Origin of the sequence: uncultured Faecalibaculum sp. (assembly GCF_910588395.1) — a bacterium.
Taxonomy (GTDB): Bacteria; Bacillota_I; Bacilli_A; order Erysipelotrichales; family Erysipelotrichaceae; genus Faecalibaculum.
Genome location: NZ_CAJUPA010000012.1, coordinates 1 through 19,318 on the forward strand (window position 1 = coordinate 1; position 19,318 = coordinate 19,318).

Annotated in this window: 20 protein-coding genes and 1 tRNA gene; 5 read left to right on the forward strand and 16 right to left on the reverse strand. The window is 56.3% G+C overall.

Annotated elements, in window-relative coordinates:
- Positions 1–262: 262 nt before the first annotated feature.
- Positions 263–1,291 (reverse strand): hypothetical protein, encoded by a 1,029-nt coding sequence (locus QZ305_RS04495; RefSeq protein WP_294730417.1) that lies wholly within the window; start codon positions 1,289–1,291, stop codon positions 263–265.
- Between the two features lie 285 nt (positions 1,292–1,576).
- On the opposite strand from QZ305_RS04495, the gene QZ305_RS04500 reads away from it, so the two are divergent.
- The 3 genes from QZ305_RS04500 (at position 1,577) to QZ305_RS04510 (ending at position 3,896) form a co-directional block, all read left to right on the forward strand.
- The gene (locus tag QZ305_RS04500) at positions 1,577–2,407 is read left to right on the forward strand and encodes a histidinol-phosphatase HisJ family protein (protein WP_294730418.1); all 831 of its coding nucleotides are present in this window, start codon (positions 1,577–1,579) and stop codon (positions 2,405–2,407) included.
- 212 nt (positions 2,408–2,619) lie between these two features.
- Complete coding sequence (locus tag QZ305_RS04505) at positions 2,620–2,919, forward strand: MATE family efflux transporter (protein WP_294730420.1); 300 nt, start codon at positions 2,620–2,622, stop codon at positions 2,917–2,919.
- Positions 2,920–2,996: 77 nt separating this feature from the next.
- Complete coding sequence (locus tag QZ305_RS04510; RefSeq protein WP_294730422.1) at positions 2,997–3,896, forward strand: MATE family efflux transporter; 900 nt, start codon at positions 2,997–2,999, stop codon at positions 3,894–3,896.
- Positions 3,897–3,996: 100 nt separating this feature from the next.
- Here the strand turns inward: QZ305_RS04510 and QZ305_RS04515 are convergent, their stop codons facing one another.
- The gene (locus tag QZ305_RS04515) at positions 3,997–4,662 is read right to left on the reverse strand and encodes a cupin (RefSeq protein WP_294730423.1); all 666 of its coding nucleotides are present in this window, start codon (positions 4,660–4,662) and stop codon (positions 3,997–3,999) included.
- A 114-nt stretch (positions 4,663–4,776) separates the two neighbouring features.
- Between QZ305_RS04515 and QZ305_RS04520 the strand changes: the two genes are divergently transcribed.
- Positions 4,777–5,451 (forward strand): Crp/Fnr family transcriptional regulator, encoded by a 675-nt coding sequence (locus QZ305_RS04520; protein WP_294730424.1) that lies wholly within the window; start codon positions 4,777–4,779, stop codon positions 5,449–5,451.
- A 142-nt stretch (positions 5,452–5,593) separates the two neighbouring features.
- Here QZ305_RS04520 and QZ305_RS04525 read toward each other — a convergent pair whose 3' ends face one another.
- The 3 genes from QZ305_RS04525 to QZ305_RS04535 all read right to left on the reverse strand — a co-directional run bounded on the left by QZ305_RS04525 (position 5,594) and on the right by QZ305_RS04535 (position 9,042).
- Positions 5,594–7,126 (reverse strand): DUF438 domain-containing protein, encoded by a 1,533-nt coding sequence (locus QZ305_RS04525; RefSeq protein WP_294730425.1) that lies wholly within the window; start codon positions 7,124–7,126, stop codon positions 5,594–5,596.
- 244 nt (positions 7,127–7,370) lie between these two features.
- Entirely contained in the window at positions 7,371–7,655 is a 285-nt protein-coding gene (locus QZ305_RS04530) for a hypothetical protein (protein WP_294730426.1), read from the reverse strand.
- Positions 7,656–7,863: 208 nt separating this feature from the next.
- Positions 7,864–9,042: a cation diffusion facilitator family transporter gene (locus tag QZ305_RS04535; RefSeq protein ID WP_294730427.1), complete on the reverse strand. Its 1,179-nt coding sequence runs from the start codon at positions 9,040–9,042 to the stop codon at positions 7,864–7,866.
- Positions 9,043–9,123: 81 nt separating this feature from the next.
- Between QZ305_RS04535 and QZ305_RS04540 the strand changes: the two genes are divergently transcribed.
- Positions 9,124–9,212, forward strand: a tRNA-Ser gene (locus QZ305_RS04540).
- 166 nt (positions 9,213–9,378) lie between these two features.
- Here the strand turns inward: QZ305_RS04540 and QZ305_RS04545 are convergent.
- The 11 genes from QZ305_RS04545 to QZ305_RS04595 all read right to left on the reverse strand — a co-directional run bounded on the left by QZ305_RS04545 (position 9,379) and on the right by QZ305_RS04595 (position 19,240).
- Positions 9,379–10,221, reverse strand: coding sequence for a DUF3737 family protein (locus tag QZ305_RS04545; RefSeq protein ID WP_294730429.1), 843 nt, complete (start codon positions 10,219–10,221; stop codon positions 9,379–9,381).
- 240 nt (positions 10,222–10,461) lie between these two features.
- Positions 10,462–10,800 (reverse strand): hypothetical protein, encoded by a 339-nt coding sequence (locus QZ305_RS04550; RefSeq protein WP_294730430.1) that lies wholly within the window; start codon positions 10,798–10,800, stop codon positions 10,462–10,464.
- 155 nt (positions 10,801–10,955) lie between these two features.
- A complete protein-coding gene (locus tag QZ305_RS04555) occupies positions 10,956–13,001 on the reverse strand; it encodes a BglG family transcription antiterminator (protein ID WP_294730431.1) in 2,046 nt (681 codons plus the stop codon).
- A gap of 282 nt (positions 13,002–13,283) precedes the next feature.
- Entirely contained in the window at positions 13,284–13,922 is a 639-nt protein-coding gene (locus tag QZ305_RS04560; protein WP_294730490.1) for a ketohydroxyglutarate aldolase, read from the reverse strand.
- A 29-nt stretch (positions 13,923–13,951) separates the two neighbouring features.
- Entirely contained in the window at positions 13,952–14,878 is a 927-nt protein-coding gene (locus QZ305_RS04565; RefSeq protein WP_294730432.1) for a dihydrodipicolinate synthase family protein, read from the reverse strand.
- On the reverse strand, positions 14,865–15,419 hold the full coding sequence (locus QZ305_RS04570) for an SIS domain-containing protein (RefSeq protein WP_294730491.1): 555 nt from the start codon (positions 15,417–15,419) through the stop codon (positions 14,865–14,867). Before QZ305_RS04570 ends, QZ305_RS04565 begins: the two co-directional genes overlap by 14 nt.
- Positions 15,420–15,499: 80 nt before the next feature.
- Positions 15,500–16,261 (reverse strand): HpcH/HpaI aldolase/citrate lyase family protein, encoded by a 762-nt coding sequence (locus tag QZ305_RS04575; protein WP_294730433.1) that lies wholly within the window; start codon positions 16,259–16,261, stop codon positions 15,500–15,502.
- 19 nt (positions 16,262–16,280) lie between these two features.
- On the reverse strand, positions 16,281–17,579 hold the full coding sequence (locus QZ305_RS04580; protein WP_294730435.1) for a PTS ascorbate transporter subunit IIC: 1,299 nt from the start codon (positions 17,577–17,579) through the stop codon (positions 16,281–16,283).
- Positions 17,580–17,652: 73 nt separating this feature from the next.
- Complete coding sequence (locus QZ305_RS04585; RefSeq protein ID WP_294730436.1) at positions 17,653–17,934, reverse strand: PTS sugar transporter subunit IIB; 282 nt, start codon at positions 17,932–17,934, stop codon at positions 17,653–17,655.
- A gap of 69 nt (positions 17,935–18,003) precedes the next feature.
- Positions 18,004–18,453 carry a PTS sugar transporter subunit IIA gene (locus tag QZ305_RS04590; protein WP_294730437.1) on the reverse strand — a complete coding sequence of 150 codons (450 nt, stop codon included), beginning with the start codon at positions 18,451–18,453 and terminating at the stop codon, positions 18,004–18,006.
- 370 nt (positions 18,454–18,823) lie between these two features.
- Entirely contained in the window at positions 18,824–19,240 is a 417-nt protein-coding gene (locus QZ305_RS04595; RefSeq protein ID WP_294730438.1) for a hypothetical protein, read from the reverse strand.
- Positions 19,241–19,318 lie beyond the last annotated feature (78 nt).

Here is a 19,318-nt window from a genome sequence, read left to right on the forward strand (position 1 = left end):
TTCATGCATCAAAGAAAGCTTATTTGCAGATTGAATATCGAAACCATCTGTATTCATAGGTGCATAGATTTCCATGGCTAAATTATATCAGGCATTCGTAATCGTTTGCATATAATAGTGGTAGCTGCTGGCAACCCCTGCCCCAGATTGCACATATCTTATTCTCCTCTTCCACTGGATGCCTGACACAGAAGCTCACGAATCACGAAATCAGACCGGATCGCTCTGTCGACGTATGACTGACTCCTGTTTATATCAGCAGTCAGATTCCAAACTCCTCAAACAGCTGCTCCCGTTTCCGGGGATCTTTCATGGCAGCCACGAACTCTGCTTCCCGACCTGCAAGGCTCATGGCATCTCCCAGCAGACTGATCCTGTTTGAAAGGTCTTCTTCCGCCTGCCTGTATCCCTTTCTGTATCCGCGTTTTTCCCCACGTTCTTCCCCGCGCTTTTCACCCAGCATGATTCCATGCCGCTGACCCTGCTCATAGACACCCTGTCCCAGATTGCACATATCCTCGACCTCCTCTTCCACATCCTCGATCACCGGCACATCATAGTTCTCCAGGATCGCCAGCTTTTCTTCTGTCTTCATTGTAGTCGAAAATAAACCCCGCAGTAAATTCCACACCGGTTTTTCCCCTTCCTGATGTCTGGATCTCTCGTTGAATCCCAGGATCATCAGCCTCAGTTTGTCTGCTTCTCCCCACATCCCCGGGATCCCGTCAGTCTCTTCCGTCAATTCCCAGGTGCTGATGGTATTTTCCTCCTGCCCGGCCACGATCCAGATGCTGCACACCGGCAGCATATCGCTGTAACTGCCCTCCAGATACTCCACATTCAGCTGACTGGTGATCTCCTGGGCTCCATAGGCTGTGGCTCTGTCCAGCAGCACATACTTCTCCGGCTTTTCTTTCTGAATCTCGATGTTGATCAGAAACCGTCTGGCTCCCTCCGGAAGCCGGATCCGGAACAGAATGTCGAAGCGGATCTGCCGGCTCCGCTTTTTCTTCTTTCCGTTGTCGTGTTCATCCGGCACATCCTTGTATTCCGTGTTCAGTCCCCGGACCCGCAGATCCGGATGCAGTCTGGTGGTGGAAATCTGGATATCCGGATCGATCATCTCCACGATCTGCGCCACAGTGTATCCCGCCGCCCCCGGCAGCACTTCCTTCAGAAACGCTGCCAGGATCCAGCGGTACCCCAGCAGACGCTTGGCATGGTCGTCATAGAGCGCCTGGCTTTCACTGTCAGAAAGATCCAGGGCAATGTCCGTTGTTCGTTTTGTCATCCAGGCTCCTTTCCGGCTGTTCCAACAGCATACCGGAAAGACTTTTTGATTTCAATATATTATATTATATTTCATATTTGTGAATTAACATCTGCTTCACCTCTCCGAAATCTGCCTGTTCCCGCAGATTTTTGAACACGAATACCACACACCTTCCAGTCCGCATTCAGAAACAATCCCCTGCAAACTCACAGCCTGAAACCAAACTGTTCTTTTCAACTCCTGCCGGATGCGTCAATAATGTGGACAGAAACAAACAAGAGGAAGAAACAGGAGGGTTTGACTATGCTGGCTGACTATCATGTACATTGTGAATTCTCGGATGACTCTGTCTATCCCATGGAAGACGTTGTCCGGGATGCCATTGACCTGGGACTGGAGGAAATCTGTTTCACGGATCATGTGGATTACGGAATCAAAGTGGACTGGGACAGCGGAGAGGAAATCCGCTGGAGAAACGGCGAACCTTTTGCCAATGTGGACTATCCCCGGTATTTCGCCAGAATCGAAGAACTGCAGAACAAATACAAGGGACAGATCCGCATCCGGAAAGGACTGGAGCTGGGCGTTCAGACCCATACTATTCCCGAGTACAACCGGCTTACGGAACAGTACCCTCTGGATTTTGCCATCCTGTCCATTCATCAGGTTCATGACAAAGAGTTCTGGAACGGCGAATTTCAGCAGGGAAAAACCCAGCAGGAGTACAACGATGAGTATTATCAGGAACTGCTGCAGGTGGTGAAAAACTTCAAAAACTACAGCGTACTCGGCCACATGGATCTGATCGTCCGCTATGACAAAGCCGGTGTGTATCCCTTCGAAAAGGAAAAAGATACTATTGCGGAAATCCTGAGAACCGTCATTGCCGATGGCAAGGGAATCGAAGTGAACACCTCTTCGGTGCGGTACGGACTGAAAGACTCGCAGCCGGGCCGGGAAATCCTGAAGCTCTACCGGGAACTGGGCGGACGCATCATCACCATCGGTTCAGACAGTCACAGAAAAGACCACCTGGGGGCCTATATTCAGCCTGCCCGGGACATGCTCAGGGAACTGGGTTATACCGAATTCTGCACCTTTGAAAACGGAAAGCCTGTTTTTCATCCGCTGTAGCCGCCAACGTACCCGGGCAACCCTTTCTTCCGGCAGGATCCGTTGACAGCCTCGCTTCCTGTGCTAAAATGGAACCGCTTGTCAGAGGACTTGCAATCAAATGAGATTGTTGAAGTGGGATAAGTCTGTTTGGGCTGTATCTCACTTTGCTGTATTCACGGGGGTAAAGCCGAAACGGCTTTGCCCCCATTTCCTGTTCTGGAGGTGTGTGAATGAACGCAAAAGCAAAATCTTTGTTTGATTACATCTTCCCTGCCGTAGGCGGCTTGTTTGCAACGTATCTGTACAATGTCGTGGACGGTATTTTAGTTGGCCAGGGCGTGGGAGCTTCAGCCCTGGGAGCAGTCAACATCGGAGTTCCATTCATTACCTTTGTGGTGGCTGTGGCAGCCATGTTTCCCATGGGCGGTGCAACAATCGTGGCAATCAGAATGGGGCGGGGCGATGAAGAAGGAGCCAACCGGGCTTTCATGACCGCTTTTCCCTCACCTTGGCTGTGTCTGTATTTCTGATGGCCGCCGGCATGCTGTTTTCCCGGCAAATTGTGGTCCTGAGCGGAGCCGGAAAGCTGAGTCAGACCATGCAGACTATGTCCGCAGACTATCTGTTTTGCTATTCCGCCTTTTCAGTCCCCATGCTCATGAGCACCTGTCTCTCGGTCTTTGTCAGAAATGACGGTGCCCCGGGTCTTTCCTTTGCCGGCATGTGCACCGGCGCCCTGGCCAACGTCTTTCTGGACTGGCTGTTCATCTTCCCCCTGCACCAGGGAGTGACCGGTGCGGCGGTTGCTTCGAGGCTGGGGCAGATATGTTCCCTCCTGGTGCTGTTGACTCACTTCGCCCGAAAAAAAGGAACACTCCGGATTCAATTCTTCCATTCGGAGGTCGTGCTGATGAAAAAAATCTGCCGGCGCGGGCTGCCGGAATCCGTGACACAGCTGGCAATCCCTGTGACGGCTCTCTGCTATAACTTCATGCTGGCCAGTCTGGTGGGGGACCTTGGTGTCTCCACCTTCAGCGTGCTGAGTTTCATTTCCTCCCTTGCCAATGCCATCCTTTCCGGTGTTGCCCAGGGCCTTCAGCCCCTTTGGGGGCGTTGCTTCGGCAGACAGGAGACAGAAGAACTGGAGTGGTATTTCCACTGCGGACTGATCATCAACACCATTCTGTCGCTGTGCATCTACGGCTTCCTGTGCCTGTTCGACACACCGGTCATCCGGATCTTCAATGACGATATCCATCTTGTTCAGACCGCCTCAGCCGACCTGATCGCCGTCAGCAGAGGCATTGTCCTCAAAGCGCTGGCCATATTCACTCTTCCAATGATCTTTGGTGTGTCTGCGATCTGGATTGCTCCCTTTGCAGCGGAAGCCATCACGCTCCTGCCAGCTTTCTGGCTGTGCCGAAAGCCGGCACCGTCAGGTCAGCGACCGGTCGCCAAAAAGCCCGGAGAGTTCATCCCCTCCGGCCTTTCGTATTCCCGGTTTTGACAGATTTTTGTTGTCTGCCATCAGCCGGGGATCCAGCTGTCCATGTTTGGACCGTCATGCAACTCTGCACCGGGTCTGTTGGCCCTTCCCGAATGGTTTTTCATTCTCTGGCCGGCAGTTCCATCAGCAGCGCCATGACAAAAGGACCATCCGCCCGGACTGTGTGGCGTCCGCCGGCTGCGAATTTGAAGTTCTCCCCGGCGTTCAGAATGTGGTCTGTCCCTTCGTAGCCGACAACAGCCGACCCTTCCAGACCAAAGAGCAGGGCATCTCCCGGTGCCGCGTGACCGCTCAGCCCTGTATCCGCATCAAAGGACATGATCACAAACTTCAGTTCTTCACTGACGGCAAGATCCATGTTCACAATGCGGCCTGGCTGAACCGGTACGCGGTCTTTCAGGACAAAGGCTTCACCGACGGGAAGCGAGGCGTTGAAGGAGCCTTGGCACAGTGTGATTTCCACATACACGGCATCGCTCCGGGCTGTCACACCTGTCAGGGTGTGCGCTTCAATGATCAGAGCCTCTCCGGTTTTCATAGCGATTTTCCGGTTCAGATCCGGTTCCTCCACCTGAATTTCACCGGACAGCACCAGCAGCAGTCTGGGCTCCTGCCAGATCCCGGCACTGATCCCGGTGCCTGCGGCAAGGGAAAACGCCGTGACACTGGCATCCTTTGAGGAAACCAGATCCCCGGATACGGTACATCCAGGCAATGGACTGTATATATCTGTCAGAGAAAACAGTTCTCCTGCAGCAACATTCATGTTCAATCACTCCTTATTCTGTTTCACCGGCCAGGCGGGACCGGATTGCTTTATGGCTTCATCATACTAAGATACAAATAATGAATCGGTTGGAATTCCAACGAAGGAGACAAAATGGATACAAACTTTCTCATGCATACCCGGCTGTTTCGGGGAATACGGGAACAGGAAGCAGCTCATTTGATCGAGTGTCTGGGAGGGCAGGAACAGTCTTTTGAAAAAGGAGAGGTGATTTTCCATGCCGGCAGCCCGATCACCCGGATCGGCCTTGTTTTGTCCGGCAGTGTAAATATGGTAGTTCCTTTGTATTGGGGAGCAAGCCGGATCTTCGGTCATATGGCAGCCGGTGAAATTTTCGGGGAGAATTACGCAGCTGTCCCCGGAAAAGAACTGGTGGGAGATATTGTGGCAGCCCAGTCCTCCCGGATTCTGTTTCTGGATCTGCGAAAGGTCTATACCGTATGCAGCCATGGATGCCCCTTTCATCATCGTCTGATTGAAAATCTTCTTCAAATCTCGGCACAGAAGAACCTGCAGCTGGCCGAGCGGATGCTGCACACATCTTCCCGCACAATCCGGGACCGGGTTCTGTCCTATCTGTCAGCCCAGTCCCGGGAACATGGATCGGCGCATTTCACAATTCCTTTCGACCGGCAGCAGCTGGCGGATTATCTGGGTGTAGAACGCAGTGCACTGTCGGCTGAACTGGGGAAAATGAAAAAAGAAGGCCTGATTTCGTTTCGGAAAAACGAGTTCAGGCTCATGCAGCAGCCCGACGATGCGGTATGAGCCAGCCGTGTGATGGCTGATTCAGCAGAATGACTGCCGGTGCCGGGCTGCAAAGGAAGAGGGACTGCCTTGCGGCAAAGACATTCCCGTCCCTGCAGGATCTCCAAGCGCAAACAGGATATCTGCGGGTTATGCACTTCTTTCAGCTCTGGGTATTCCGCAGAAAATGCTCCTTCGCAAAGGTCATGTCCTGCACTGCTTCCAGTGTGCCCAGGTACTCACCGCTTTTCGACCGGGCAGCCAGATAGCGGACATACATGGGGCGGCCTCCCTTTTCCGCCCACACCGCCACTTCATCCCGGGTACCATTTCTGAATTCCCGGATTATGTGCCGGACCATGGGCTCCACTTTCGGGGGATGGCAGCTGTAAACTTTGCGCCCCAGAGACGCCAGCGGACGCTTGAAAGCTTTCATTTCCGGACCTTCATTGAAATACCGGTTGATGTCTGCGGCATCCACAAAGGTGAGTTCCAGAGGCAGGGTATCCAGCATGGCTGTCAGTTCCTGCACAGACAGCGTCCCTCCGTGCATCCGGACAACTCCTTCACTGAGCACTGAAACATCCGAGGGCCGATCTGCTTCTGCTTCTTTCCAGGTTGCGGGCGTGACCTGGAATATCACGGGATACTGGCGGCTGTCCCGGTAAATCTGCTGCCACTCGCTTTCGGTGAAGTGCTGCGCTGTTATGGGAAACAGAATATTCTGTTCCTTGTAGATCATTTCCTTCATACGCTGCAGCACAGCTTCCACCTGTGTTTCCCAGTGGGCATTACGGTCCTGGACCAGTACCTGGTCAAGAGCCGCCAGTGTGTCGCGGATTTCATCATCCACGGTCCACATCACATCTGAAGGACCGGAAATGCCGTATTTCACCTTGAGCAGCGGATACAGAAGATCGCCTTTTTTGGCATAATGAACGGCTGTGTCCCGGAGTTCTGCCAGCCGTGACGGACCCGGATGCATCCCGGCTTCGAGGATTTTTTCAGTCAGCGCCTCATTTTCCCTGGTGAACGTCTGCAGGGGATGTCCCTCGGTATGCATCAGCCTGGCTGCCTGTTCCTTTCGGGAACTTCCCGAAGCGGCGGTTTCCAGCCCCTGGTTCCTATCTGCCAGAGACTGCTGTACGGCTTCTTCCGCTCTCGCCAGCTTTTCCGCCCGGGTAGCGCCATGAAACAGGGCGGAGTGCAGATCGCAAAGACGCTGCACTTCCTGCAGGGGAGTCCCCTGCGCCATAAGTTCCTGTTCAGCGTGCATGATTTCCGATGCATCCACATCCTGAAACTCTCTGACGAATTCATTCCGGATTTCGGACAGGTCGTCTCCGGTTTTCAGCCGCGTCAGATATCCCTTCAGCAGTTCGATGCGGGGGATTTTCTGAAAAGAAGCTGCATCGGCGGTCTTCTGATCCGGACAGCTGTCCATGGGTTCCGGCTGTGAGTCAGCATCCGTCAGTCCGCTGACTTCAAAGCCATTGTCCCTGAGCGTCTGCACGATGACTGGTACCTCAATGCCTTTCAGCCTGGCGCCCTTGAGAATCGTCATTCTCTGTCCGGCTGTTTCCAGCATACCGGGGGCAGTGAGTTCCGTGAAACCCAGATCATGGAGAATGCCCTTCAGCTCCGGGGCTGTGCGGACAAGGTCATATACAGTATTGTGCAAATTGATTGTTTTCATCATTCAGCCTCCTGCTTTTTCCATCTGGAATCAGAGTACCGGGAATGCGGGAAGATGTATGTTGTATATCCAACGTTTTTATGTGATTTACCACAGAATGTCTCTGCCAATCCATTTTTCTGATTCACGATTCGTGACAGCTGAATACATGCCCACATGAAAAAAGACCGGTTTCGACAATAACCGGTCCGAAGCCCATCCGGCGAAGCGAGGACACAGTGCACGCCGGATCCTTTCATGGCTGTCAGCAGCAGCACAGACGCTGTCCATAGCGCCCGGCTCCCATATCCAGGGCCATTTTGCGATACACCTCCGCATGCAGGCACTCGGGATCAATTCTGGCTGCTTCCTCTTCTTTCTGGGAGGAGACACAGATCCGGTCCATATAGTACAGATACTCGCCTTTCTGACAGGTGTATACCAGTGCGGCGATCACACAGTCCAGAACGATGCAGTGCACGCCGGTGCAGGGACTGCCGCTGGTGATCATTTCTGCGAATTCTTCGGGTTCCAGATGAACAATGGTCATGCTGTGTCTCCTTCCTTGCCTGTGGCACCGTCAGTATCGCGTAAACCATGGTGATTTACGACTGGTTTGACGTGCCTGACCCGAAAAAGTAATTCAAACTCTGCGAAAACAAAAATGACACTGCTTTCAGTTTTTGGTTCCAAAAAAAGCCGGAGGGGCAGAAATCCGGTCTTCCTGCCGTTCCGGCTTGCATGAAATCTGACTGGCTCTACCGCCGCAGGGAGAGCGTGGGATGTTCCACTGTGACCTGCAGATTGAGCTTCCGCCCGGTGCGGACATACGCCAGGAGCTGTTTTTCAATCTGTTCCTCGGTGCGGTGTTCATCAAAAGGCACCACCAGGTCAAAGTCCACGGTGATTTCATCGTGACCCGGTATGATCCGGAAATCGTGCAGGGACCACTGTCCCCGCCCCAGGGTCCGGGCGGCACTTTCAAACTTGCTCAGATAGGATCTCGTCAGCGGATCATCCACCAGAACCGGATCCATGTGAATGGTCAGATCGATTCCCATATCCTCCCGGACCTGCCGCTCGATCTGGTCAATGGCGTTGTGCACCTGCATAATATCGTCATGGCCGTTGACTTCGGCGTGCACCGTTGCGTAGCTCACGGTGGGACCATACTGATGGATCATCAGATCGTGGACCCCCAGAACATAATCGCTGGACAGCACTTTGTTTTCCAGCAAATGGGCAGTCTCCGGATCCGGGGCTTCGCCGATGAGGTCATTGATGACGGATCTCAGCAGATCGTAGGCACTGTAGAAAATGATCAGTGACACGATCACGCCCATGTATCCGTCCAGCTCAAAATGAATCACCGGAGACAGGCAGGCGGAGATCAGCACCGCTGTGGTGCCGATGCAGTCCGAGCGGGAGTCGATGGCAGCAGCCATGAGCAGACTGCTGTCATAGCGTTTCGCATAGCGCCGGTTGTAGACATACATGATGAGCTTGATGACAATGGAGAGCACCAGAACCGCCACGGAGTACCACTGAAAGTCGATGGGCGTGGGGTGCAGGATTTTGAAGATGGAATCCTTCAGGGTTTCGTATCCCAGGAACGCCACACCCAGTCCCACAAACAGCGAAGCGATGTATTCGCTTCGCTCATGTCCATAGGGATGTTCCTTGTCTGCAGGTTTTTCCGCCAGCTTGAAGGAAATGATTGAGACAATGTTGCTGGCGGCATCTGTCAGGTTGTTCAGGCCGTCTGCCCGGATAGACACGGACTGCACCAGAACACCCACCAGATACTTGCTGACAAACAGAAACAGGTTGAGCACGATTCCCACGATGCCGCAGACGTTGCCCACACCCTGACGGACTTTCGCTTTCTTTGTATCCTGCCAGTTTGGCACAAACCGGCGGATGAGCCATCCTACCATATAAATCCCCCCGTTTTCCTGTCTTCCTATTATACGGCTTGTTGTCAAAGAAAGAGTCTTTTGATAAACTGAGAAAAGCCTGCAGACGTATCGAAGTGGTCATAACGAGCTCGACTCGAAATCGAGTTGTCCGAAAGGGCACGTGGGTTCGAATCCCACCGTCTGCGCCATTTGACGAATCAGCCCGGTCATGGTTTGTGACCGGGCTTTTCTGTACAGTCAGGCAGCCATGCCCCCGCCTGCCACAAGGGAAAAAACCGGCTGAACCCCGCCATGCATACAAAGTATGTGCAGAGGTTCAGCCGGTTTTGTGCATCAGATTGCTGCCAGAGCCGCTCAGCCGGCGGCTGTGACCACCACCTGGCCATCAGCGCCAGGAATATCCCGGATGACTTCCGTTTCCCCGGGCACCGTGATCAGCCCCGCCAGGGGATTCTTGATGCTCGCCGGCACATCCGCCAGCTGTGCGCTGACTTCGCTGCGCTCAAACGCCAGATCGCAGCCTGCCATGCGGCAGTTCACCAGTTTCAGGTTCGTGCAGTAGCAAAGAGGCTGCGTGCCTTCGATCACGCAGTTCTCGAAGGTCACATGATCGCTGTACCACCCCAGGTATTCCCCCTTCACCACGGAATTGCGGACAATGACATTCTGCGCATGCCAGAAGGCATCCTTGGTATCCAGCCGGCAGTTCTCGATGACCATGTCCTTCACATACTGAAAGGAATACTTGCCTCTGAAATCCACGTTGTCCAGATACAGATGATCCGAACGCATCATGAAGTATTCGCTTTCCACCCGGCTGTCGGCCATTTCCATGCCCCGGGTGGACCAGCCGAATTCCGGGGAGACAATGTCGCATCCCGCGATCTTCACATCCCCGCATTCCCGCACTGCCTTGATCCCGTGCAGCTTTGACTCCCGAATCTGCACATGTTCGCTGTACCAGAGGGCTGCCCGGCACAATGGCGTCAGCTCGCTGCCGGTGATTTCCAGGTCATGATCGTGCCAGAAAGGATAGCGCAGGTTGAAGAAACAGTTCTGAACCGTCACATGGCGGCATTCCTTCAGGGCGCTTTCCCCGTCCGCCGGTCCGTCAAACCGGCAGTCTGCCACCACGAGATCCTCTCTGCCATACAGTGCCCGTTCTTCGTCAAAGGTTCTGTGTTCCACTCGTTCCATGTTCTGTCTCCTCCCTGCCAGCCCCGGGCTTCTGCCCAGCGGTTTTCGCGTCTGGCACCAGAATAATCCCTGCCTGTCAAAAAGCAAAATACCAGTTTCGCATGCTTTGCCATAACCTCCGTGAATAGCGGTCCGGCACCAGAGGACACAGGCAGACGACACATAAAAAGCAGAAGACCGCCCGTCTGCAAGACTGGCCTGCCTTCCGCATCCCGCATCTGACCGGATGCGGTTTGTCCGTTATTCAGCCGGTTTTTCTCCGGGTTTTGTCCAGCCCGCCTTCGCTTTTGTCAGAAGCGCCTGCAGCTGTTCCTTTTCCGCTGCATCCAGGGCCCCGAAGAAGTGTTCCTCTGTCATCTCCGGCTCCTTCGTGTGATGGAACCTGTGGCCGAATGCATACATCAGACCCATCAGAGAATCCGCGGGCAGCTTCTTCATGCAGCAGCTGCCATGACCGTGATGATGTCCATGACCGTGGTGGTGTCCATGATGCCCCTGGGCATGAGGACAGCCTTTCTTCATTTTGTTTTCCGTGGCGTTCCCGGCCGCTTCCTGCGGCAGCTTTTCTGTTTCTTCCATGGCGATCCGCCTCCTTGCACCCTGATTATAAAACCCCGATGCGCCATCCCCCGCTGCCGGCACCTGACCTGGTGACACACTGAATCACAGGCCCGTGCCGGCACCCCGGCAGGGATCCCCGGGATCCCTTGGGCAACCAGAGAGGCAGGCCGGTCTCAGTCCAGATGCCCGCAGACAGAAGCCCAGATCCTCTCCCGGTCCTGGGTGTCGCACTCGGCGTAAAATCCCGGGTCCTCCAGCAGTCGCAGCAGACCGGCCATGGCGGTGAGATGAGACGGCGTGCCCTGGGGAACACTCAGTGCGAAGGCATACTTCACCGGATCGTTCTCCGGATGAGAGAACACCACCGGGGTTTCAAACACTGTCAGGGACAGAGCCGGCTGCCGGGCACCGTGCCGGGCTTCGGTGTGCAGCAGGGCCACATGAGGGGCAATCACCACATAGGGACCGGCGATTTCCATGGTGGCGATGGTGTGCTGTATGTACTCTTCGGTAATGGCTTCCCGCAGGGCCAGGGGCTGATAGGCCCGGCGCACGGCTTCCTGCCAGGTGGCACAGGAAACGGATACGGCGATCAGCGACGGATCCATCATTCCCAGCAGGCCCTGGGCCGGGACAGGAGCCGGGGGTTTGCGGGGGGTGAACAGTCCCTGGAGCATACGGCGGAGTTCTTCTTCGTTCTGAATCGTGCAGCAGCGGCGGACGGCTGACAGCACCATGTCCAGATCCGGCGTACCGGCTTCCTGTCCCAGAATCGAATTCACTTCCCGCAGCACCAGCAGCTTCTCCTGTTCGTCCATCACCGGACTGACGGTGACCACAGGAATGTCCGTGTCCGGCACCCGGGTCAGGCTGCGGGCTGCGAAAATGATATCCGGCGGCATCCTGCCGGAGCCCTGATCCAGGGAATCCGCGGTTTCAAACGCCAGCTGGGGGAACAGCTCGGTGAGCACCGCGTGCAGGACCGCAGAGGACCCCACACCGTTGCGGCACAGAATCAGGGCGCGGGAGCGGCTGGTGGCAGCAGCCGGGTGCATGCCTTCGTAGAGCACCGCAAAGTGCATTGTCAGATAGGCGATTTCATCCTCGGGAAACTCCCGTCCTGCCAGGGAACAGGCCGGTTTCACCGCCCGGGCCACGATCTGATACAGATCCGGATACTCCTGTTTCACTTTTTCCGTCAGCGGGTTCAGGATGGGAATCCCGAACAGCAGCCGGTAGTACGCCGGGCGTATGTGGGAATACAGCCGGGTGAACATGTCCTCCTGGCACGGGGCCCGGATGCCGGTGAGCTGCTCAAAGCGGCTCATGATCCGCCCGGTAATGTCCGCGATCAGCAGGCAGTCCTCGGTGTCTTCATAGACGCTGCCAAAGGAAATCCCCAGGATCCAGGACGTCAGCCAGCTGACTTCCTCGCTGACCATGAACCCGTCGCTTCCGGTTTCCTTCAGCAGTCCCTGGACAAACCGTTTCTCCGGACAGTCCGGCAGCGGCCAGTGCACATCGCCGTGGATCCCGGTGTTCTGGATCCGCAGCCGGAGAAACAGATACATGTAGATGAATTCCGTCATGCGGTCCGCCGCAAACCGGATCCCGTGCTCTTTCGCCAGCCGCAGACACAGCGCCTCGGTTTCCGGGAACGTGGCCGCCCCGGAGTTTTCCAGAAACAGATCAAACAGCTGCACATCGGCGATCGCCGTGATCTCCTGCATGACTTCCCGGATCAGACGGCTGCGCAGCGCCGTTTCCTCTCCCCGCAGCTGATATCCCCGGCGTCTGTCGCTCACCAGCTGGATATCCGCCGCTTCCAGGGACTGACGCAGCTGCTTCAGATCCGCCAGCACTGTGTTCCGGGAGACATCCAGCGCCTCCATGAAATCCTGCAGGATCAGACGGTCCCTTCCTTCAAACAGCATCAGATACAGCACCAGCTGCCGCTGCGCCGGCGTGAATTCATACTCATGCAGCCGGGCATGGCCCTGGCAGGCCGCCAGCAATGCCTCGCGGGTCACGGGATCCACCACCAGCACATGTCCAACCACCACCGGCGGGACTTTGTGGCTGCTCAGGATCTGGTTGATTTTCTCCAGACGGTACAGCACCTGGCGGCGGGAGAGCCCCAGCGCCTCGCAGATCTCGTCCACACTCATGCGCTTCTTGGACACCACCAGCCGGCTGACGGCTTTCAGTTCCGTTTCCATGCGTTTCCCTCTCCCTTCCTTTCTTTCCTTCCTGTTCTGTCTTTCCTTCTTTCTGCCGATGGACGGACCCTGACGGACCGTCTGACAGGGCATCGTGCCGGGTACTGACGGCTGTCTGCCCGGCACAGGGGTTCGCAAAAACGGTTCAGCGTACAAATCCGAACCGTTTGGTCTAGGTTACACCTGTATTATGCCAGTTTTTGTTCCGATTTTGTCGGAATGACATGACGTTTCCCAGGGGATTGCGGCGGTTGTCCGGTGCTGCCGGCCCAGGTGTGTCTGTCAGCTGTTCTGCTGCCTGGTCCGGTCAATGATTTCCCGGATGGCCCGGGCACTGGCGGCAATCTCCGCCTCGCTGCCTTTGGTCAGCAGTCCGCCGAATCCGCAGATGTCGCAGCCCCGGCGGATGTAGTCAGCCAGGTTGTCCAGGGTGATGCCGCCGCTGGCCAGCAGAGGCATGTCCGGGATCGGGGTCTTGAAGACGCTGATGAGTTTCGGGCCGTAGAAATCCGAGATGGGGAAAGCCTTCACAAAGGCTGCGCCCAGTTCCAGCGCCTGGATGGCTTCCGTGACGGAGGTGCATCCGGGCATGTAGGGAATCTGGTACCGGCTGCAGACCCGGGCACAGGATTTCGAAAGATTCGGAGCAATGACAAACTGGGCATCTTTCAGAATCACCTGCCGGGCGGTTTCTCCATCCAGCACCGTGCCGGCGCCCACCAGCAGGGTGTCCGGGAAGGTTTTCCGCAAATGGGCAATGATTTCCGGGGCATTGTTGTTGGTGCAGGAAATCTCCAGCACCCGGATCCCGCCGGCCAGACAGCCCCGGGCGATTTCTTCGGCCCGCTGGAAGGAGGTGGTGCGCACAATGGCCATGGCACCGCAGTCCGCGATCTGACAGGTGATGTCCGCTTTTTTCAGAAACGGGCGGGACAAGGCAGGGATGACTGTCATGCGGCGTCTCCCTGGTCCTGCTGTGCCCGGGCCCGTTTCCGGTAGCCGTCCACCATGACCTGCACCCGGCGGGTATCCTCCGGACTCAGTTCCGAAACCGGCTTTCTGGCCGGTCCTGCCTGGCAGGATCCGTTGAGCTCCACGGCTTTTTTCAGCACCGAGGGTACGGTGCCCAGGGGCAGTACCGCCCGCAGGGGCTCAATGGCTTCCTGATACCTAGCAGCCTGTTCCCTGTCTCCGGCACGGAGTGCCTTGTCCAGACCGGTGAGAATGTCCGGAATCAGATTGGAGGTCCCGGCCACCGCACCGCTGGCCCCCAGGTCATAGCCCAGGGTGATCTTCGAATCACTGCCCACCAGCAGCCGGAAGTCCTTGCGCCGGGCAATGTCTGCGTAGGCTTTCAGCAGAGCCGGATCTCCGGAGCTGTCCTTGATGGCGGCAATCCCCGGCAGATCCGCCAGCCGGTCCACCAGCTCCGGTGACAGGCTTCTGCCCGTGGCTTTGGGGATGTTGTACAGGATCACCGGCAGGGACGTGCTTTCCGAGACCGTTTTGAAGTGCGTGTAGAGATCCTCGTTGGAAGGCTGCAGAAACCAGGGATTGATCACGGAAAGCGCATCGGCCCCGGCGGCTTCCATGTCCCGGGCCAGCTGCACGGCTTCTTTCGTGGAACAGGCGCCTGCACCGGCATACACCGGCACCCGCCCGTCTGCGGCTTTGACCGCACAGCGGGTCACCGCCAGTTTCTCTTCATGATCCAGCACGTGAAATTCTCCGTTGGATCCCAGAACAAAGATGCCCTGCACCCCATGGTCGATCAGCCAGTCAATCTGATCTGCCAGAGCCTCTTCGTTCACGCTCTGGGTTTCATCCCGGTGAAAAGGGGTGATGACCGGGGTGATGATGCCTTCAAACAGTTCCATGCAGTTCCTCCTGACAGGCCTGTCCCAGACTGCCGCCGGGATGCCATCTGGCGTATTGTTCCACTGTGAGTCCCTTGGCGTTCTGCAGCAGCACCGACAGTGTCTGCAGCAGGACCATTTCCGCGAGAATCGAAGCCCTGGGGGGCTTGTTCAGGCTGTCGCCTTCCTGGCTCACGCCCGCTGCCAGCGCCAGATCACTGTGTGTGGCCAGCCAGGAATCCAGCGAGCGGGACAGGCCGATCACCGCAGCCCCGTTGTGTTTCAGCGCCGTCACCGTGCGCTGGAGCTCGGCGGTCTGTCCGGAGTTGGAAATGGCGATCACCACATCTCCCGGACGCACCTGTCCGGCACTGCCGTGTACCGCTTCGGTGCCATCCAGCACATACGCCGGAGTGCCGGTGGAGGACAGCAGCGAGGCAATGTACCCCGCCAGATGCCCGGGCTTGCCAATGCCGGTGACATGCACCCGGCCGCCCTGGCGCTCCGCTGCCAGGATCATGTCCCGGGCAGCTCCCAGAGCCTGGATGTCGAAATCATCCATGGAGGAAGCCAGCTGGAGAATTTCCGTTTCCAGAAACCTCCGGATCTGACTGGCGTCATCCAGTCTGTTCGGTTCAGCGTTCATTCGTTCTCCTTTTCCATCCGGCTGTTCATTTCGTGGAACTCCCTGACCGCTGCCAGACAGCCGTTTCGCAGCAGGGTGGTGTCAAAGGCAGCCACAGCCAGATCGGTGATCTCCGGGAGCTGTTCCATGAGTTTGTAAGGGCCGATCAGTCCGAACAGCTTGCCCCGTTCGTGACAGGCTTTCTGCACCCGGCCGATCATGGCGACTTCCTCAGGATTCATCATGTCATCCGGGTCATTCCGGGAAATGGAGAGATCGCAGGGGCCGATCACCGCCCCGCTGATCCCCGGCACATCCAGGATCGCCTCGCAGTTTGTGACGCCCTTGACTGTCTCGATCTGCGCCAGAACCAGCACAGTGCCATTGGCTTTGTCCATGTTCACCCGGTGATTGCCCCCGGGTCCATAGCCGGTGTTGGCGCCGCCGGAATAGCTGCGGTATCCCAGAGGCGGATACAGCGCCCAGTCCGCCAGCTGCCTGGCCTGCTGCGGTGTTTCAATCATGGGCACCATCACCCCCGCTGCGCCTTCATCCAGCGTGCGGGATACATCTTTGCGGGCCAGCTGAGGGACCCTGACCAGGGAGGGAATGCCCAGGGCATTCCCCAGCAGAGTCAGGTCCAGCAGCCGCTGATCGGAAATCATGCCATGTTCCAGATCATAGAAGAGAAAGTCCATGCCGCACTGCGCCGCGATGTGCACCATGGCCGGGCTGTCGCATACCTTGACCAGCAGCCCGACAGCAGGATCCTGTTTCATGACTGCGCCCTGCCCGGCATCAGCCACCGAAGCTGAACAGACTCAGGATGCTGTCCAGAATCGCACCGATGATGTTGTAGTCCACATTGGGGAAAGAGGCGCCGGCAATGCCCAGTGCCGAGAACGCCGGATACAGGATCAGCGGCAGGGCGCACAGGGCGATGCCCACGATGAAGGAACCCAGGAAAGCGCCTTTCCAGCCGCCGTAGGCGTTGCCGAAGACTCCGCAGGTGCCTCCGGAGAAGAAGCAGATGCCCGCTGCGGGAATCATGATGGTGGGAGAATGGAAGACAACCATGAGCAGCATCGCGAACAGACCGCCCAGCAGGGAGCCCACGAAGCCAACCAGAACCGCTGTGGGAGCGAAGGGGAAGATCGCGGGGCAGTCAACCGCCGGCTTGGCATCCGGGATGTACTTCTCGGAGATGCCCACAAACGCCGCGGTGATTTCCGCAATGAACTGACGCACGCCGTAGATCAGGACAGACATGCCCGCTGCAAACTGCAGACCCTGCAGGAAGGGATAAATGAACCAGATATCCGAACCGGCCATTTCCCGGACTTCCGCCAGGTGACCGTTGCAGGCAGCGGCAATCACCGCCACGTAGAAGAGCACGATCATGAACAGCGCCACGGAGAAGACGAAGTCTCTGAACAGCTGGAAGAAACCGGGCATGTTCATTTCACTGGAGTCTTTCTGTTTCTGCGGGGATACTTTGGAAATCATTTTGCCGATCCAGCCGGAGAACCAGTAGCCGATGGTGTTGAAATGACCAATGGCCAGGTTGTCTGCGCCGACGATCTTGTTCATGTAGGACTGACAGAGAGTGGGCATTGCCGCACCGAAGAATCCCAGCAGCAGCCCGCCGCCGATGGTCGTCACCCAGAAGGGGCAGTCATGGGCAATGAACACCAGAGCCAGGACACAGGCGAAGTACAGGAAGTGCTGTCCTGTCAGGAAGATCGCCTTGAATCGGGTGAATTTGGCCACGATGAGGTTGAAGATGAAGCCCAGGACGAAGACCATGGCCACTTCCGTGCCGTAGGTATCCAGCGCCAGAGCCGTGGCGACTTCCACCTGCGTGGTGACGCCTTCAATGCCGAAGGCAAGGTTGAAAATCGTGGAGAAGTTGTTGACCACTGCAGACATGGCATTGGAACCGATGGTGAAGACCATGAAACCGATGACGGTCTTCAGGGTGCCCGATACCACTTCCGTGGCGTTCTTTTTCTGCAGCAGCAGTCCAACCAGGGCGATGACGCCCATGATGAGTGCGGTATTCCGGCATTGCGCCATGATCGCGTCCATTACTGACATATTCTCTCTCCTTTTCCGCTGGTTCGCGTTGTCTGGCAGGGACAGCCGCCGCAGCGGCTGTCATGATTCTGTTTTACTGGTTCATGGAAGCCAGGTAGGTTTCCAGTTTCTGTTTCATTTCTTCTTTGTCCACAATGTTCCGGATGCCCAGGGCATAGGGAACTTTGCCGGCGAGTTCCGTGCTCAGGTCATCCATGGTGATGACCAGATCGCCGTTGAATCCGATCAGGGAATCCAGATTGCCGTGTTCGGTGGCAATGGGGTATCCGTTTTCCCGAATGACCTGATCGGCTTTGATTTTCAGCAGCATCGAAGAGCCCATGCCTGCGCGGCAGCATACCAGTGCTTTGTACATATGTTTCTCCTTTTTTCTTTGTGTTTCCGTTTGTTGTATCAGGTGCATCCGGGGTATCCGGATGCAGCGTCACTGCTCCAGTTTGTCCAGATAGGCGATGATTTCCGCCGGATCGCTGGCGTGATCCAGCTCATCCAGGAAATCCCGGTTTTCCAGAAGCTGTGCCAGCTGTGCCAGTCCATCCAGATGTTTTTCGTCATCCGTGGCGGAGAGGCAGAACAGATATTTCACCGGGTCGTTGTCCTTGTTTCCGAAATACACCGGTGTTTTCAGCGTGGCAATGCCGATGGCATCCCTGAGGGCCCCGGCTTCCGGTCTGGCGTGGGGAAGGGCGACGTTTTTGGTCAGCACGATATAGGGGCCGTAATCCCGGACGCCCTGTATGATGTCCTCCACGTAGCTTTCCCGGATCCTGGACTGGTCCACCAGGGGCTGTGCCGCCTGCCGGATCGCATCCTGCCAGTCTGTTGCCTGAATGCCCAGTTTCATCAAATTGGTGTCGGTCAGTTCCCGCAGCATGTATTCACCTCCTTTTGTTTCTGACATGGCCGTGTCGTTCTTTACGGTTCCATCATAAAAGCGCTTACAGGTCCAAAAAAGTCCAACTTTCGTCCGGATTTCTGACAAAATTTGGGTGTTAAATGGGCGGATGTGCCGGTGCATTCCGACCGGGTTCCGGTGCGGCGGTGTGATAGTATGTTGTTTTTGCAACGGGATGAGACAGAAAAATCCCGCCGGTGCAGGCATGACTGCCTGTCTTCCGACGGGATCTGTTGATGATTGCGGAGCAGTCAGACAGACTGACGGATCAGCAAAGCTGACCGTCATTCCCTCTGACTGTGAGTTGCCCGCATGAATCGTATGAGTTCAGGGGGCTTCCAATTGGGTATTACTGCCGTTCCTGCCCGATTTCCCGCAGGACAGCCTCCAGACGCTGGCTGTCTGCCAGAAGTCGGCTCACCGCCACAAAATGTTTCAGCTTTCTTCTGCTTCCAGTATATGCCCTTTTTTCCCGGATTGCCTTCACCGCTCTGGCCACTTCCCCCAGATCCGACTCCAGTGACTGGATCTCTTTGTCCGCCAGAGCGCCCAGATCGATCACAAAGATGCTGTTGCCCCAGCACAGGTCCCGGTATCTGTCATAGAGCCCCGGACCAAAATACTCTCTCAGTGTCTTCGGCCCCTGCCAGGGCTTTTTCCCGTAGTACAGAATGATATCCAGCATTGGCAGCGGCTTTTTGCCGTCTTCCATATCCCGGAAAAACGAAGCCAGACAGATGACCGCCCAACAGAGTTGACCGTCCATCCCTCTGGCCGAGAAGTATGGAGCCTGGACTGTCTGAGAATTATTCCAGGTCCAACCGTCCCGGCTGGATACTCAGAG

Excerpts from the sequence above, each read along its gene's own strand:
- QZ305_RS04495 (WP_294730417.1), bottom strand. The coding sequence starts at position 1,291 with ATGACAAAACGAACAACGGACATTGCCCTGGATCTTTCTGACAGTGAA.
- QZ305_RS04500 (WP_294730418.1), top strand. The coding sequence starts at position 1,577 with ATGCTGGCTGACTATCATGTACATTGTGAATTCTCGGATGACTCTGTC.
- QZ305_RS04505 (WP_294730420.1), top strand. The coding sequence starts at position 2,620 with ATGAACGCAAAAGCAAAATCTTTGTTTGATTACATCTTCCCTGCCGTA.
- QZ305_RS04510 (WP_294730422.1), top strand. The coding sequence starts at position 2,997 with ATGTCCGCAGACTATCTGTTTTGCTATTCCGCCTTTTCAGTCCCCATG.
- QZ305_RS04515 (WP_294730423.1), bottom strand. The coding sequence starts at position 4,662 with ATGAATGTTGCTGCAGGAGAACTGTTTTCTCTGACAGATATATACAGT.
- QZ305_RS04520 (WP_294730424.1), top strand. The coding sequence starts at position 4,777 with ATGGATACAAACTTTCTCATGCATACCCGGCTGTTTCGGGGAATACGG.
- QZ305_RS04525 (WP_294730425.1), bottom strand. The coding sequence starts at position 7,126 with ATGAAAACAATCAATTTGCACAATACTGTATATGACCTTGTCCGCACA.
- QZ305_RS04530 (WP_294730426.1), bottom strand. The coding sequence starts at position 7,655 with ATGACCATTGTTCATCTGGAACCCGAAGAATTCGCAGAAATGATCACC.
- QZ305_RS04535 (WP_294730427.1), bottom strand. The coding sequence starts at position 9,042 with ATGGTAGGATGGCTCATCCGCCGGTTTGTGCCAAACTGGCAGGATACA.
- QZ305_RS04545 (WP_294730429.1), bottom strand. The coding sequence starts at position 10,221 with ATGGAACGAGTGGAACACAGAACCTTTGACGAAGAACGGGCACTGTAT.
- QZ305_RS04550 (WP_294730430.1), bottom strand. The coding sequence starts at position 10,800 with ATGGAAGAAACAGAAAAGCTGCCGCAGGAAGCGGCCGGGAACGCCACG.
- QZ305_RS04555 (WP_294730431.1), bottom strand. The coding sequence starts at position 13,001 with ATGGAAACGGAACTGAAAGCCGTCAGCCGGCTGGTGGTGTCCAAGAAG.
- QZ305_RS04565 (WP_294730432.1), bottom strand. The coding sequence starts at position 14,878 with ATGGAACTGTTTGAAGGCATCATCACCCCGGTCATCACCCCTTTTCAC.
- QZ305_RS04570 (WP_294730491.1), bottom strand. The coding sequence starts at position 15,419 with ATGGATGATTTCGACATCCAGGCTCTGGGAGCTGCCCGGGACATGATC.
- QZ305_RS04575 (WP_294730433.1), bottom strand. The coding sequence starts at position 16,261 with ATGAAACAGGATCCTGCTGTCGGGCTGCTGGTCAAGGTATGCGACAGC.
- QZ305_RS04580 (WP_294730435.1), bottom strand. The coding sequence starts at position 17,579 with ATGTCAGTAATGGACGCGATCATGGCGCAATGCCGGAATACCGCACTC.
- QZ305_RS04585 (WP_294730436.1), bottom strand. The coding sequence starts at position 17,934 with ATGTACAAAGCACTGGTATGCTGCCGCGCAGGCATGGGCTCTTCGATG.
- QZ305_RS04590 (WP_294730437.1), bottom strand. The coding sequence starts at position 18,453 with ATGCTGCGGGAACTGACCGACACCAATTTGATGAAACTGGGCATTCAG.
- QZ305_RS04595 (WP_294730438.1), bottom strand. The coding sequence starts at position 19,240 with ATGGACGGTCAACTCTGTTGGGCGGTCATCTGTCTGGCTTCGTTTTTC.